This is a genomic window from Mesorhizobium sp. 8 (genome assembly GCF_006351905.1).
Classification (GTDB): domain Bacteria; phylum Pseudomonadota; class Alphaproteobacteria; order Rhizobiales; family Rhizobiaceae; genus Mesorhizobium; species Mesorhizobium composti.
The window spans coordinates 3,976,968-3,990,484 of record NZ_CP040914.1; the positions used below are offsets into that span (position 1 = coordinate 3,976,968).

At 64.2% G+C, this 13,517-nt stretch carries 14 protein-coding genes; 12 read left to right on the forward strand and 2 right to left on the reverse strand.

What is annotated here, in order from left to right:
- Positions 1-58: 58 nt before the first annotated feature.
- The 10 genes from FGU64_RS23575 (at position 59) to FGU64_RS19265 (ending at position 8,201) form a co-directional block, all read left to right on the forward strand.
- The gene (locus FGU64_RS23575) at positions 59-685 is read left to right on the forward strand and encodes a hypothetical protein (protein WP_246671151.1); all 627 of its coding nucleotides are present in this window, start codon (positions 59-61) and stop codon (positions 683-685) included.
- Complete coding sequence (locus tag FGU64_RS19225) at positions 604-1,275, forward strand: FCD domain-containing protein (RefSeq protein WP_246671375.1); 672 nt, start codon at positions 604-606, stop codon at positions 1,273-1,275. Before FGU64_RS23575 ends, FGU64_RS19225 begins: the two co-directional genes overlap by 82 nt.
- The gene (locus tag FGU64_RS19230) at positions 1,272-2,291 is read left to right on the forward strand and encodes a zinc-binding alcohol dehydrogenase family protein (RefSeq protein WP_139954619.1); all 1,020 of its coding nucleotides are present in this window, start codon (positions 1,272-1,274) and stop codon (positions 2,289-2,291) included. Before FGU64_RS19225 ends, FGU64_RS19230 begins: the two co-directional genes overlap by 4 nt.
- Positions 2,292-2,294: 3 nt before the next feature.
- Entirely contained in the window at positions 2,295-3,071 is a 777-nt protein-coding gene (locus tag FGU64_RS19235) for an SDR family oxidoreductase (RefSeq protein ID WP_139954620.1), read from the forward strand.
- Positions 3,072-3,109: 38 nt separating this feature from the next.
- On the forward strand, positions 3,110-4,084 hold the full coding sequence (locus tag FGU64_RS19240; RefSeq protein WP_136360037.1) for a C4-dicarboxylate TRAP transporter substrate-binding protein: 975 nt from the start codon (positions 3,110-3,112) through the stop codon (positions 4,082-4,084).
- Positions 4,085-4,190: 106 nt separating this feature from the next.
- Positions 4,191-4,661: a TRAP transporter small permease gene (locus FGU64_RS19245; protein WP_136360038.1), complete on the forward strand. Its 471-nt coding sequence runs from the start codon at positions 4,191-4,193 to the stop codon at positions 4,659-4,661.
- Positions 4,658-5,932, forward strand: coding sequence for a TRAP transporter large permease (locus FGU64_RS19250; protein ID WP_139954621.1), 1,275 nt, complete (start codon positions 4,658-4,660; stop codon positions 5,930-5,932). Before FGU64_RS19245 ends, FGU64_RS19250 begins: the two co-directional genes overlap by 4 nt.
- Positions 5,933-5,944: 12 nt before the next feature.
- On the forward strand, positions 5,945-6,643 hold the full coding sequence (locus FGU64_RS19255; RefSeq protein WP_136360040.1) for an RraA family protein: 699 nt from the start codon (positions 5,945-5,947) through the stop codon (positions 6,641-6,643).
- Entirely contained in the window at positions 6,643-6,993 is a 351-nt protein-coding gene (locus tag FGU64_RS19260; protein WP_246671152.1) for a UxaA family hydrolase, read from the forward strand. Before FGU64_RS19255 ends, FGU64_RS19260 begins: the two co-directional genes overlap by 1 nt.
- A complete protein-coding gene (locus FGU64_RS19265; RefSeq protein WP_139954622.1) occupies positions 6,990-8,201 on the forward strand; it encodes a UxaA family hydrolase in 1,212 nt (403 codons plus the stop codon). Before FGU64_RS19260 ends, FGU64_RS19265 begins: the two co-directional genes overlap by 4 nt.
- Positions 8,202-8,254: 53 nt before the next feature.
- Here FGU64_RS19265 and FGU64_RS19270 read toward each other — a convergent pair whose 3' ends face one another.
- Positions 8,255-10,354, reverse strand: a complete 2,100-nt coding sequence (locus FGU64_RS19270) for an ATP-binding protein (protein WP_139954623.1) — start codon at positions 10,352-10,354, stop codon at positions 8,255-8,257.
- The gene (locus FGU64_RS19275; RefSeq protein WP_136360043.1) at positions 10,351-11,091 is read right to left on the reverse strand and encodes a response regulator transcription factor; all 741 of its coding nucleotides are present in this window, start codon (positions 11,089-11,091) and stop codon (positions 10,351-10,353) included. Before FGU64_RS19275 ends, FGU64_RS19270 begins: the two co-directional genes overlap by 4 nt.
- Positions 11,092-11,308: 217 nt before the next feature.
- Here FGU64_RS19275 and FGU64_RS19280 point away from each other — a divergent pair, with 217 nt between their 5' ends.
- On the forward strand, positions 11,309-12,331 hold the full coding sequence (locus FGU64_RS19280; protein WP_139954624.1) for an ABC transporter substrate-binding protein: 1,023 nt from the start codon (positions 11,309-11,311) through the stop codon (positions 12,329-12,331).
- A gap of 115 nt (positions 12,332-12,446) precedes the next feature.
- Complete coding sequence (locus FGU64_RS19285) at positions 12,447-13,475, forward strand: ABC transporter substrate-binding protein (RefSeq protein WP_139954625.1); 1,029 nt, start codon at positions 12,447-12,449, stop codon at positions 13,473-13,475.
- Positions 13,476-13,517 lie beyond the last annotated feature (42 nt).

Here is a 13,517-nt window from a genome sequence, read left to right on the forward strand (position 1 = left end):
TAGACGTCGATCTGGCTGAGACAGATCGCGTGGGGGCGATTTCCTTCCCTCCCTATCCATGATGCTCGCCGCCATCGCCGAGATCGCGCGCGTCATCGAACAGGCAGGCTGGCACCGGTCCTTGTCCGCCAGATTGACCGAGTTGGAAACCAGGCAGGACGGTCTCACCGCACGTCTGCAGGACATGCCTCCAGCCACGCCCAACATTCATCCGAATACAGCGGAGGCCTATCGCCGCAGGATCGAACGGCTGACCGAAGTGCCTTCGCATCCTGACGATGCGCTCCAAGCCACCGACGCCATCCGTTGGATCATCGACTTCCTGATGGTCACTCCCGGCGAAAAGCAGGGTCGCTGCACAATCACCATTCAGGGCGAGCTTGGCACGATCCTCGACTGGGTCGGCCGCAGCGACAAACTCGGCTCCAAATCCGAGCGTGGCCTGCCGGCCGTGCGGTCTGATCGGCGGCGGTACGACATGTTTCGATTCCCGGTTGCTTACGAAGGCGGTGCTGTGTTAGAAACCTCCCATTGGTCCTATTGTTGGACCAATGGGAGGTTGACTTGGCCAGAACGAGCGCGGTCCAAAGCGTCGTCTCGACGTTGCGGAGCGAAATTCCGGAAAACTACAAGCCCGGCGACCTGCTCCAGAACGAGCGGGATATCGCCGAGCGGCTGGATGTGAGCCGCAATACGGTCCGCGAAGCTCTTATCCACCTGGAAGCGTTCGGCATCATCGAGAAGACGCAGCGAGGCCCGCGCGTCTGTGCACCCAATATCGGCGCCGTCTTCCATGTCATGGACCAGTATTTCGACCGCAGTCCGAAGACCTGTCAGGATCTTCTCGATTTTCGTCGCATCATCGATCTCGGCCTGCTTCCGCAAGCGCTGGAGAACGCGACGGAAGATGACCTGGCCCTGCTGGAGAAACATGTTTCGCGCATGGAGCGGGCGCTCACGGCACGGGAAGCGGCCGAGGCCGACTATGCCTTCCACAACGAGATCGTCCGCGTTGCCGACAACCGCGTGGCGATGACGCTGTACACGGTGCTGACCCACACGCTCATCTTCTACATGGAGATCGGCAAGAACAGCCGCGAGAACAGCGAGCGCACGATAGAAGACCACCGCGCCATCGTCGCGGCCCTTCGTTCGCGGAATCTTCCGGACGCGCTTCGCGCCCTTTCCAATCACTACGAATACAGCGAGCAGGCCGTGCGGGCGGTTCTGACCCGCAGCGCGACGGCGGCCGAAACGCGGGACATGGCATCATGATCAGGGCATTGCGGATCGAAAAGGAAAAGGTCGCCCGCTTCCACGAAGTGCCGCTCGACGCACCGGCAGAGGGCGAGGTACGGATATCCGTGCATCATGTCGGCCTTTGCGGCAGCGACCTGAACACCTTCAGGGGATTGAACCCGCTTGTCGGTTTGCCGCGCATTCCGGGCCACGAGATCGGCGGGGAGATCGTATCGGCTGGGCCGGGCGTCGACGCGGCCTATGCCGTCGGAAGGCGCGTCATCGTCATGCCGTATACCAGTTGCGGCCGGTGTACGTCATGTCGCAAGGGCAGGGTCAACTCCTGCCGCTACAACAAGACACTGGGTGTCCAGCAGGACGGCGGTCTGGCCGAGGAGGTCAACCTTCCGGCCGAAAAGCTGATCCTCAACGAAACCCTGGCGCCACGCCACCTGGCATTGGTGGAGCCGCTTTCGGTCGGTTTCCATGCGGTCGGCCGCGGACGTGTCACGGCAGACGATACGGTGGCCGTGATCGGCTGCGGCATGATCGGCATGGGCGTGCTGATCGGTGCCGTTGCACGCGGAGCGCGCGTGATCGCCATCGATCCGAGCGAGGAAAAGCGCCGCCTGGCCGTCAAGTTCGGCGCTACCCACGCGTTGCCGGCGGGCGGGGATGAAGTTGTCGCCGAAATCAACCGGCTGACGCATGACGACGGCGTCGACGTTGCCTTCGAGGCGGTCGGCCTGCCCGCGACCTTCACCCAGGCGGTCGATCTGGCCGGCTTTTCGGGCCGCGTCGTCTATGTCGGCTACTCCAAGGCGCCGGTCACGTACCAGACCCAGTTCTTCAACCTGAAGGAACTCGACATCCTGGGCTCGCGCAATGCCACGCTCGACGATTTCCATGCCGTGATTGCGCATCTGGAGACGATCGGCGCGGCGGCCGACGACCTCATTTCGAAAGTCTTTCCCTTCGACCAAGCCGAAGCGGCGCTGCCCTATTGGGACGGCGATCGCGATGTCCTCAAGATCCTTGTCGAGCGTATCTGACACATGACTGAACCGACCCCACTCGAAAAGGCGTTCGGCCTCTCCGGAAAACACGCGCTGGTCACCGGCGGCGGCGGCGGATTGGGACTTGCCATCGCCAAGGCGCTTGCAGCCGCCGGAGCGCGCGTCACCGTCGCCGGCCGCCGCGCCGACGTGCTGGAGGCTGCGAAAGCCGAGATCGGCGGCGACGTTGCCTCCAGAACGATGGACCTTAGCGACTTGGCGTCGCTGAAGGATGCCGCGGCCGATATCGAGGCGAGCCGGGGGGCGGTCGATATTCTGGTCAACAACGCCGGCAACACCGTCAAGAAGCCGTTCGAGGAACAGACGGCGGAAGACTTCGACAGGGTGTTCGACGTCCATGTGCGCGGAGCGCTCGAGCTGACCCGCTGCATCATTCCGGGCCAGGCGGCGCGCGGCGGCGGATCGGTGATCTTCCTCGCCTCGATGACATCCTTCATCGGCCAGCCCCTTGTCATGGGTTACACGACCGCGAAATCGGCGCTGCTTGGCGCCGTGCGCGGCCTTTCCGCGGAATATGCGAACCGCGGCGTGCGCGTGAACGGCATCGCGCCGGGCTGGATCGACACCGCGCTGTTCCGCGCCGCCACCTCGAACGACGCTACCCGGCTGAACAAGATCCTCGGCCGCATCCAGATGGGACGCGTGGGACAGCCTGAGGATATCGGCTGGGCCGCGGTGTTCCTTGCCTCGCCGGCCGCCGGCTACGTCACCGGCCAGACGCTCGTCGTCGACGGCGGAGCCCTGGTCGGCTTCTGAAACCAACCACAACCGTCCAACACAGGGAGGACCCGCAAATGAACATTTTCAACAGATGCCTGCTTGCGGCGGGACTGCTGCTTGCCGGCAGCGCCGCCGGTTTCGCCGACCCGCTATCCATCAAGGTCGCCTATGAGAACAATCCGGGCGAACCTGTCGATCAGGTCATGCACTACTGGAAGGACGAATTGGAGAAGAAGAGCAACGGCGAGATCACGCTGGAGCTTTTCCCGAGTTCCCAGCTCGGCTCCAAGAAGGACGTCACCGAGCAGGCCATGATGGGCCTCAACGTCATCACCATCACCGATGTCGGCTTCCTGGCCGACTATGATCCGGACCTTGGCGTGCTGTTCGGGCCGTATCTCGCCGACGATCCATCGAAGCTGTTCAAGATCTATGACGGCGAATGGTTCAAGAAGAAGTCGGACGAACTGAAGGAGAAGGGCATCCACATCGTGATGCGCAACTACCTCTACGGCGTCCGGCAGTTGATCACCAAGAAGCCGGTCCGCACCCCGGACGACCTGAAGGGCATGAAGATCCGCGTGCCGAACAACAACATGCAGATCAAGATCTTCGAGGCGATGGGTGCCACTCCGACGCCGATGCCGCTGGGCGAGACGTTCCCGGCGCTCACGCAGGGCGTCATTGACGGCGTCGAGAATCCGATCGCCGTTCTCTATGGCCAGAAGTTCCACGAGGAAGCCAAATATCTGAGCAAGATCGGCTATCTGACGAACACGGCCATGTTCGTCGGCGGCGAGGCTTTCTTCAGCAAGATCCCCGCCGACCAGCTCAAGCTGATCGAAGATACGGCTTACGACGCAGGGCTCTACAGCCAGAAGCTGACCACCGATCTCGACAACCAGATGATCGGGAAAATGAAGGAGGCGGGCGTCGAAGTCATCGATGTCGATACAGCGCCCTTCAAGGCCCTGACCGAGAAGGTCTACACCGAATTTCCGGAATGGACGCCGGGTCTCTACGACCAGATCAAGGCCGAGCTGAACTGAAACCGCTCCCAGGCGAAAGGGGCGGCCGGATGCGGCCGTCCCCGATCGTCGCGAGCCGGCGCCCTGCGTTTGCAGGGATGGCCGCAGAGATACCAGGAGCATCGTCATGGAATCCATAGCGCGCCTCGCGCATCGGCTCGCAGCCATACCGCTGCTGATCCTCCTCGTCGTGTTCAACGTCGCGGTGGTGATGCGGTATTTCCTCGGCCGGCCGCTGCAGTCCACGGAAGAAATCTCCGGCCTGCTCATGATCTGGATCATCATGCTGGGCGCCATCGCCGCCGAACAGGACGACCAGCACCTGCATATCCCGCTGCTGCTGGAGATGTGCTCCGCCAAGGTCGCAGCCGCCATCAATCTGGCGATGTCGCTGCTGTCGGCAGCCTTCCTTCTCTATGTCTCTTATGTCGGCCTGCTTTTGGCGATGAATGTCCACTTCAAGGTGACCGGCATTCTGAGAATCTCCTACTTCTGGATCGACATCGCCGTGCCGGTCGGTTTCGTCGTCATCGCCATCTATATGGCCCAGCACGCCATTCGCAGTGCGCGTGCAGCGTTTTCGGGGCACGCGCAATGAACCTGTCCATCGTCATCCTCATCATGCTTGCCCTCTTCGCGCTGAATCTGCGCCTCTACGTGGGCATCCTCATGGCGGTTTTCGCCTACTTCATCTTCATCAACCAGATTCCGATCCAGATTGCCGTCCAGCGCTTCATCGGGCCGGCCCAGAACAGTTCCCTGCTGGCGATCCCCTTCTTCATCATGCTTGGCACGGTCATGTCGCATACGGGGATCGCGGAGCGCATGATCAAGGTGGCCGACCTGTTCGTCGGGCGCCTGCGCGGCGGCATGGCGCTCACCAATATCCTGGTGTCCACCCTCATGGGCGGCGTCAGCGCGTCCAATCTCGCCGACAGCGCCATGCTCACGCGCATGATGGTTCCGGAAATGGAAAAGCGCGGCTACGACAGGGCCTTTTCCTGTGCCGTGACGGCCGCCGGGTCGCTGATCACGCCCATTATCCCGCCCGGCATCGCCCTCATCATCTACGGCCTGATTGCCGACGTCTCGATCGGCAAGATGTTCATGGCCGGCATCATCCCCGGCATCGTCGGCGCCGCCATCTTGATGTTCGCCGCCTATACGACCTCCGTGCGGCGCGGCTACAAGGCGAGTCGCACGCATCGTCTGACGAGCAAGGAACTCGTCGATACGCTGGCCTCCGCCTGGCCCGCCGTCGTCCTCATCCTGGCGATCCTCGGTGGCATCAGGGCCAACATCTTCACGCCTACCGAGGCGGGTGCCGTCGCGGTGACGCTGGTTCTGATCATCGGCTTCGTCATCTACCGCGAAATGCGTGTCAGCCATGTCGTCGACGCCCTTATCGAGACCACCAAGTCGACGGCCTCGGTGCTGCTCGTCATCATGGCGTCCTCGGCCCTCGCCTGGGTGTTCTCCATGGAGCAGGCCGGCCAGTCGCTGGCCCAGCTGATCTCGTCGCTGACGTCCAATCCTTATGTTTTCCTTCTCCTGCTGAACATCGTGCTGCTGTTTCTGGGGATGCTGATCGAAGGCACCGCACTGATGATCGTGCTGGTGCCGCTCCTCCTGCCGACCGTGAAGGCGCTCGGTATCGACCCCATCCATTTCGGCATCGTGATCATCGTCAACCTGTCGATCGGCACGCTGACGCCGCCGGTCGGCACGGTCATGCTGATGGTCTGCAACATCGCCAAGGTGAAGGTGAGCGATTTCACGCGCCAGGCCTTCAGCATGTATGCGGGCCTGTTCGCCTTCCTGCTGCTGGTCACCTACGTGCCGATCCTTTCCACTCTTCTGTCCCGTTAGAGGAAACCGCCTATGTCCGAGCAATTCCAGAAATCCGACAAGACCGTCTTCCAGGTCCTCAAGGACGAGCTGTTCACCGCCGTCGTCGGCGACGTTCTCGACGTGATGGGCTATCAGCACCAGTTCCTGCCGGCCGGCATCGCGCCGCTGCGCTCCGACATGAAGATCGTCGGTCGCGCAATGACCGTGCTGGAGGCGGACGTCTTCTCCGAGGGATCGCCATCGTCGGTCGGGCCTCTGGCCAACAAGCCGTTCGGCTTGATGATGGAGGCGCTCGACGACTTGCGCGAGGATGAGGTCTACATCGCCACCGGCGCGTCGCTGCGCTACGCGCTTTGGGGCGGCCTGATGTCGACGCGCGCCCAGCACCTCAAGGCCGCCGGAGCCATCGTGGACGGCTACCTGCGCGACAGCTGGGAAATCGAGAATCTCGGCTTCAATGTCTTCTCGCGCGGCATCTATGCGCAGGACCAGGGTCCCCGCGGCAAGGTGATCGATTATCGCTGCCCGATCCGGATCGGCGACGTGACGATCGTCCCGGGCGACCTGGTCTTCGCCGACCGTGAAGGCGTACTCATCATCCCGAAGGCGGCCGAGGCCGAAGCGATCCAGCGCGCGCTCGACAAGGTGCGCACGGAAAACAAGGTGGCGGTCGCCATCCGCGAGGGCATGAGCGCATGCGAGGCGTTTTCCACTTTCGGCGTAATGTGATGCCGGCCTCCGACGCAGTCTCGCCCGGCATGCCGCCCGATCGCTATGACGAGCGGCTGTTGCTGCTGGCCGACAGCGACAACGTGCTGGTGGCGAAGCGGCCGATCGGCGACGGGGAGGAGATCGTCGTTGCCGGGCGGCTCGTGCGCATCGGCAAATCCGTCCTGCTCGGCCACAAGATCGCCCGCCGCGCCATCGCGCCGGGCGAGAAGATCATGAAATACGGCGTGCCGATCGGCTCGGCCACGAGCCGCATCGACACCGGCGAGCATGTGCATGTCCACAACATGCAGAGCGATTATACCAAGACCCATGTCATCGAGGCATCGGACGAGGAGAAGGCGAAATGAGCAACGAGGCCGAACTGCGCGGGTATCTGCGGTCCGATGGCCGCAAGGGTATCCGCAACGTGGTGGTCGTCGCCTATCTGGTCGAATGCGCGCATCATGTCGGCCGCGAGATCATCGCCAATTTCAGGGGCCGCGATGTCCATCTCATCGGCTTTCCCGGTTGCTTCCCCAATGAATACGCGCAGAAGATGATGGAGCGCCTGTGCACGCATCCCAATGTGGGCGCCGTGCTGTTGCTTTCCCTCGGCTGCGAAAGCTTCAACAAGTTCTCGCTGTCCCGGATCGTCGCCGAAAGCGGCCGCCCGGTGCAGACACTGACAATCCAGAACAATGGCGGGACGCTGTCGACGATCGAGGATGGCACCCACTGGGTGAGCGAGCAGCTCGACGCGCTGGCCGGCGCCGAGACGGTTCCGATGCGCCTCGACGAACTGATGATTGGCACCGTATGCGGCGGCTCGGACGGCACCAGCGGCCTGACCGGGAATCCAGCCGTGGGTCGCGCCTTCGACCGTCTGGTGGATGCAGGCGCCACCTGCATCTTCGAGGAGACGGGAGAGTTGATCGGTTGCGAGGAGATCATGGCCGCGCGGGCCTTGACGCCGGAACTCGGCGACGAGTTGCGCGCCGCGGTCGACAAGGCCGCGCGCTACTATGCGACGCTCGGCTACGGCAGCTTCGCGCCGGGCAATGCCGATGGCGGGCTCTCCACCATCGAGGAGAAGTCGATGGGGGCCTACGCCAAATCCGGCTCTTCAAAAATCTCAGGCATCATCAAACCTGGCGATATTCCGCCCGCCGGAGGTCTGTTCCTGATGGATGTCGTTCCCGATGGCGAGGTTCGCTTCGGCTTTCCGAACATTTCCGACAATGCCGAGATCGTGGAGATGATCGCTTCCGGCTGCCACATGACGCTGTTCGTGACGGGTCGCGGTTCGGTGTCCGGATCGGCCATTTCGCCGGTCGTCAAGGTCTGCGCCAATCCCGATACCTTCCGCAAGCTGGCCGGCGACATGGACGTGGATGCCGGACGCATCCTGGAAGACCGTGCCACGCTGGAAGACGTCGGCTCCGAGATCGTCGATTTGATCAAGGATGTCGCGCGCGGCAAGCTGACGAAGTCGGAGCATCTTGGCCACCGTGAGTTCATCCTCACCTATAAGAGCTTCGAGCCCATCGGCCCCGCCTGCCTGCCGTCCGCCGCCTGAAAGCGGCGGTGAAAACTGGGTCGGTTGCTCGGCCGTTGACAAATGGACCCGTCTCAGCCTGCTATCGGGAGCGTCATTTCCACCTTCGTGCCTTTGCCGGGGCAGGAGACGATATTGGCTTCGCCGCCGCTTTGCCGCACGAAGCCGTACACCATGGCAAGGCCGAGGCCGGCGCCGCCTTTTCCCTCGCGTGTGGTGAAATAAGGTTCGAACGCCTTGTCCACGGCCTCGGGCGACATGCCAATGCCTTCGTCCGTCACCGAGACGACGACGCTTGCTTCCCTTTCCGCGCAGCTTATGCGGATCCGGCCGCCTTCCGGCATGGCGGCCGAGGCGTTGAGGCATAGATTGAGAATGGATTGCTCGAACAGAGCCGCATCGAGCAGCACCGTCGGCAGTTGGTCGGGGATGTCGAAGGCAAGCCGGCAGTTCTCGCCGATGGCGATCTCCAGCACGTCGGCCATGCCGCGCAGCAGGGCGCCGAGTTCCAGCACGTTGGGATGGATCGGCTGTTGGCTGCCGACCGAAAGCATGCTCGCGGCCAGCGAGCGGCCCCGGTCGGCGGCCTTGCGGATGCGCGCAAGGTGCCGCTTCTGGCGCGGACTGAAGCCGCCTTCCTCGCGCTCCAGCAGGCCGAGACTGCCGGTGATGATGCCGATCATGTTGCCGACCTCGTGGCTGACCTGGTGTGTCATGCGCATGATGCCGTCGAGACGATAGGCCCTGGCCGCTTCCGCTTCCCGCCGGTCCATCTCGGTCACGTCGCGCGCCAGGAGCACGATGCCGCCGTCCGTCTGGCGCGACAGCGAAACCTCCGTCACCCGCGCGGCCCGCCGATGGCGCGTAACGAAGCGGCCGTCGAGCAGGCCGGCTTCGCCGCCGCTTGGCAGCAGAGCGGGATCGATGTCGGGTATGGGCGCGACGAAGGCCCGCAAAGGCAGCTTGCGCGCAGATCCGGACCAGCCGACGAGTTCGATCACGCGCCGGTTCATGGTGATCGGCCGGCCGGCAGGATCGAACAGGGCGATGCCCTCGTTCATGTTGCGGAAGGTGGAGCGGATCGTCCGGGCCGCCGCCTCGGCGGTGCGCCGCAGCCGCGAAATGCGCCCGACGCTCTCGCGGAAGGCGCGGAAGGCTTCCAGAAGCCGGACCAGTTCCGTTTCGGTGCCGTTATAATCCGGCGTTTCCACGTCCTTGCGCCCTTCGGCCAGCGCGTTCATGCCACCGGAAAGGGAAACGATGCCGCGCGATACGCGCATGACCGAGCGGATCGACAGGACAGCCATGGCCAGAACCAGCAGCGAGGCGACGGTGACGACGGCGAGCAGGTGGCTCAGGGCGTCGGAGGTGGCCACAAGGTCGTCGTTGAGGCCGCGGGCAACGGCCTCGCTCTGTGTTTCGGTGGCGTGCGAAAGGTCGCGCGAGACCAGATGCAGCCGTGCCACCGCCGCGCGGATGGAAAACATCTCGAGCAGGTATTGCGTCTGCGCCTCGAAGACGCGCTCATACGGCGCAAGCTCGAGCCTGGAGACCCTTGCGTCAGGTGCGGCGCGTTCGAGGCGCGGCGCTGTCTCGGCGACGTAGCGGCGGCGCAGTTCGCCAAGCTGGAAGAGACTGTCGGAACTGGCGGCCGCTTGCACCACGGCATTCAGCCGGCGGCGGAAATCCCCGTCGGCAACGCCGCGCCCGGCGGCGATCTCGCCCAGCGCCCCCGCCGCTTCGGCCTTGTGCTGCTGGGCGGAATCGGCGTCGCTGGCAAGCGTCGTCGTCTGGGTGCGGATGGTTTCCAGAAGCTCGACGATGTGGGTGCTGGCGAAGCCCCTTGCCGCCGTTTCGCCGCTCTCCGGCTGCATGGCGCGCAGCAACGCATCGACCTGGGCGACCACCGAACGGCTTTCGCTGGAGACGCGGTAGGGCGACGTCGCGTTCATCAGGAAGGGAGCGCTGGAAACGAGGTCGGAGACTTGCCGCGACACCAGCGACGCCTTGGCAAGACTGGAAAAAGCCTGCAGGCCATAGGCCGCCATCTCCTGCCGCGCCCGTTGCAGGCCGAAGACGGCAATGGTCGCCAGGCTGAAGACGAGCACGCAGATGAAGACGATCGCGAAGGGCAGGCGGAAGGCGATCGAGGAGAGGAAGGAGCGGCTGATCACGAAGCGGGCTCGCCGTCATCCGTCTCGAGAACATAGCCCTTGCCGCGTCGCGTCCTGATGTGGCGCGGCAGGTCGGGATTGCGCTCGATCTTGCGCCGGAGTCTCAGCACCAGCACGTCCACGTTGCGATCGATGTAGCGGTCGCTTTCGGTGCCCAGGCGTTCGAGGATATGGGCGCGGCTGACCGGCACGTTCGGCGTTTCGGCAAGGATTTCCAGCAGACTGAATTCGGCACTGGTCAGCGATTTCGCCGGATCGGCCAGGCACAGCGCGTTGCGCCTGGTCAGGTCCACCGACCAATCGCCGAGCCTGAGCGCGGCGGGCTCGGAGCCCCGCTCGCTTTCCCGATCGGGCTTCAGGGAGGGGATCGTTCGGCGCAGCACCGCCTTGATGCGCGCCGTCAGCTCGATCGGCTCGAAGGGCTTGACGACATAGTCGTCGGCCGCCGTTTCCAGCCCCAGCACCCGGTCGGCGGCGCTTCCCGCCGCCGTCACCATGACGATGCCGATGTTGGTGCGGGCGCGCAGGCGCTGCGCGAAGGTGCGCCCCGATGTACCCGGCAGGTTGTGGTCGACGAGCACGAGATGCACGGTTTCGCGCGCCAGCACGGTCTCGGCCGCTTCGGCAGACGAGGCGGCGAGCGGCGTCCAGCCTTCCGCCTCCACGAGGTCGGAAACAAGCTCCGCCATCTCCGGATCGTCTTCGACGATCAGGATGCGAATCCGATCGTTCAGCACTGGCCTTCCTCCCGCCGGCATCATAGGCAGGGCGGCGGCAATGTTCAAAGCGGCTCGCATTATACGGTCTTGTCAAATTTGTCATGTTTGTCATTTTCCGCCGCCGCGCCGCCGCTCTGCTGTAAGAAAGGTAACGATTCTTCGATTGCGGCGGGGCACGAATGTGCCATCCTGAACGCGGAGGAAGGGACGGCGACGTCCCGAACGGGAGGATCAAGTGAGAGGCATCACCGCTCTCGGCGCGGGCGTGGCCCTTTGGCTGTGCGGCACGGCGGCATCCATGGCGGCGCCGGCGCTGACCGTGCTGTGCGCGGTGGACGAGGCGTGGTGTTCTGCCATGCAGCGCGTCTACGAGGCGAAGTCCGGCCTCGAGATCTCCATGACGCGCAGGAGCACCGGCGACATCCTCAACCAGATCCGTGCCGAGAAGGCGGCGCCGACCGCCGACGTCTGGTGGGGCGGCACCGGCGACACGCATTTGCAGGCGGGATCGGAAAACCTGCTGGAGCCGTATCATCCCGCGCATGAAAGCGACATGCTGCCCTGGGCGCAGAATTTCTTCGCCCTGTCCGGCGGGCGCTCGGCCGGCATCTATGCCGGGGCGCTTGGCTTCGCCTACAACGCCGACCTGCTGCGTAAGTTGAAGCTGCCGGCCCCGGCCTGCTGGAAGGACCTGGCCGACGCCGCCTATCGCGGCCGCATCGAGAGCGGCAATCCGAACTCCTCGGGAACCGCCTTCACGACGCTGGCGACGCTGGTGCAGCTCTTCGGCGAGGACGAGGCGTTCCGCTTCCTGGCGCAGCTGAACCGCAATATCGCCCGCTACACCAGCGCCGGCGCGGACCCGGTGAAGGCAGCGGCGCGCGGCGAAACGGTGATCGGCATCTCCTTCATGCATGACGCCGTCACCCAGAAGCAGGCCGGCTATCCGCTGGTCATCGTCGCCCCCTGCGAGGGCACGGGCTACGAGATCGGCGCCGTCAGCATCGTCAAGGGCGCGCGGCATCCGGCCGAGGCCCGGCGCTTCGTCGACTTCGTCCTCAGCCCGGAGGGACAGAGCACTGGTGCGGCCGCCGGCCAGAACCAGGTGCCGTCCAACGCCCGCTCGGTGCTGCCGGCGGCCGCGCCCGACATCTCGATGATCAAGATGGTCGACTACGATTTCGCCACTTTCGGCTCGCCGCAGGAGCGAAGTCGGCTGCTGCAGCGGTTCGACGCGGAGATCGCCCCGACGAACTGACCCAATCCCGCAGGCACTCCCGAAACCCGAACTGACGAACGCGCCGCCGAGGGGCGAGCCGAAAGCCTTTTTGCGTCCCGTTCACAGGCAAACCGATTACAAACGGAGGATACCGATGAAAACGAAGACCCTTTCCATGCTGCTGTTCGCCGGCACGGCTCTGGCCGCGGTGCCGGCCCAGGCGGCGGGCGAACTCAATCTCATCTGCTCGGCCGACGTCGTCATCTGCGAACAGATGAAGGGCGATTTCGAGAAGGCCCACAACGACATCAAGGTCAACATGGTGCGCCTGTCCTCGGGCGAGACCTACGCCAAGGTGCGCGCCGAGGCCCGCAATCCGAAGACCGACATCTGGTGGGCCGGCACCGGCGATCCGCACCTCCAGGCGGCTTCCGAGGGCCTGACGTTGGAATACAAGTCGCCGATGCTCGACCAGCTCAACGACTGGGCCAAGAAGCAGGCCGAAAGCTCCGGCTACCGCACGGTCGGCGTCTATGCCGGCGCGCTCGGCTGGGGTTACAACACCGACATCTTCAAGGCGAAGGGCTATAAGGAGCCGAAGTGCTGGGCCGACCTTCTGGCGCCGGAATTGAAGGGCGAGATCCAGATCGCCAACCCGAATTCCTCGGGCACCGCCTACACCGCGCTCGCCTCCCTCGTGCAGATCATGGGCGAGGAGAAGGCCTTCGACTATCTGAAGCAGCTCAACGGCAGCGTCTCGCAATACACCAAGTCCGGCTCCGCGCCGGTCAAGGCGGCGGCGCGCGGCGAGACGGCGCTCGGCATCGTCTTCGTCCACGATGCGGTGGCGCAGGCCGTCGAAGGCTTCCCCGTCAAGTCCGGCACGCCCTGCGAAGGCACCGGTTACGAGATCGGTTCCATGTCGATCATCAAGGGTGCGCGCAACCTCGAAAACGCCAAGACCTGGTACGACTGGGCTCTGACGGCGGAGGTGCAGTCGCGCATGAAGGACGCCAAGTCCTTCCAGCTTCCCTCCAACAAGAATGCGGAAATCCCCAAGGAGGCGCCGCGCTTCGAGGACATCAAGCTGATCGACTACGACTTCAAGACCTATGGCGATCCGGCCAAGCGCAAGGAACTGCTCGAGCGCTGGGACCGCGAAGTCGGCGCAGCCGCCAACTGACGCGCCAATAGGCGGCGCCCGCCCCCAGAACCCCAGGGCGCC

What these genes read in the sequence shown, in the direction of transcription:
- FGU64_RS23575 (WP_246671151.1), top strand. Translation starts at nt 59, where the DNA reads ATGATGCTCGCCGCCATCGCCGAGATCGCGCGCGTCATCGAACAGGCA.
- FGU64_RS19230 (WP_139954619.1), top strand. Translation starts at nt 1,272, where the DNA reads ATGATCAGGGCATTGCGGATCGAAAAGGAAAAGGTCGCCCGCTTCCAC.
- FGU64_RS19235 (WP_139954620.1), top strand. Translation starts at nt 2,295, where the DNA reads ATGACTGAACCGACCCCACTCGAAAAGGCGTTCGGCCTCTCCGGAAAA.
- FGU64_RS19240 (WP_136360037.1), top strand. Translation starts at nt 3,110, where the DNA reads ATGAACATTTTCAACAGATGCCTGCTTGCGGCGGGACTGCTGCTTGCC.
- FGU64_RS19245 (WP_136360038.1), top strand. Translation starts at nt 4,191, where the DNA reads ATGGAATCCATAGCGCGCCTCGCGCATCGGCTCGCAGCCATACCGCTG.
- FGU64_RS19250 (WP_139954621.1), top strand. Translation starts at nt 4,658, where the DNA reads ATGAACCTGTCCATCGTCATCCTCATCATGCTTGCCCTCTTCGCGCTG.
- FGU64_RS19255 (WP_136360040.1), top strand. Translation starts at nt 5,945, where the DNA reads ATGTCCGAGCAATTCCAGAAATCCGACAAGACCGTCTTCCAGGTCCTC.
- FGU64_RS19260 (WP_246671152.1), top strand. Translation starts at nt 6,643, where the DNA reads ATGCCGGCCTCCGACGCAGTCTCGCCCGGCATGCCGCCCGATCGCTAT.
- FGU64_RS19265 (WP_139954622.1), top strand. Translation starts at nt 6,990, where the DNA reads ATGAGCAACGAGGCCGAACTGCGCGGGTATCTGCGGTCCGATGGCCGC.
- FGU64_RS19285 (WP_139954625.1), top strand. Translation starts at nt 12,447, where the DNA reads ATGAAAACGAAGACCCTTTCCATGCTGCTGTTCGCCGGCACGGCTCTG.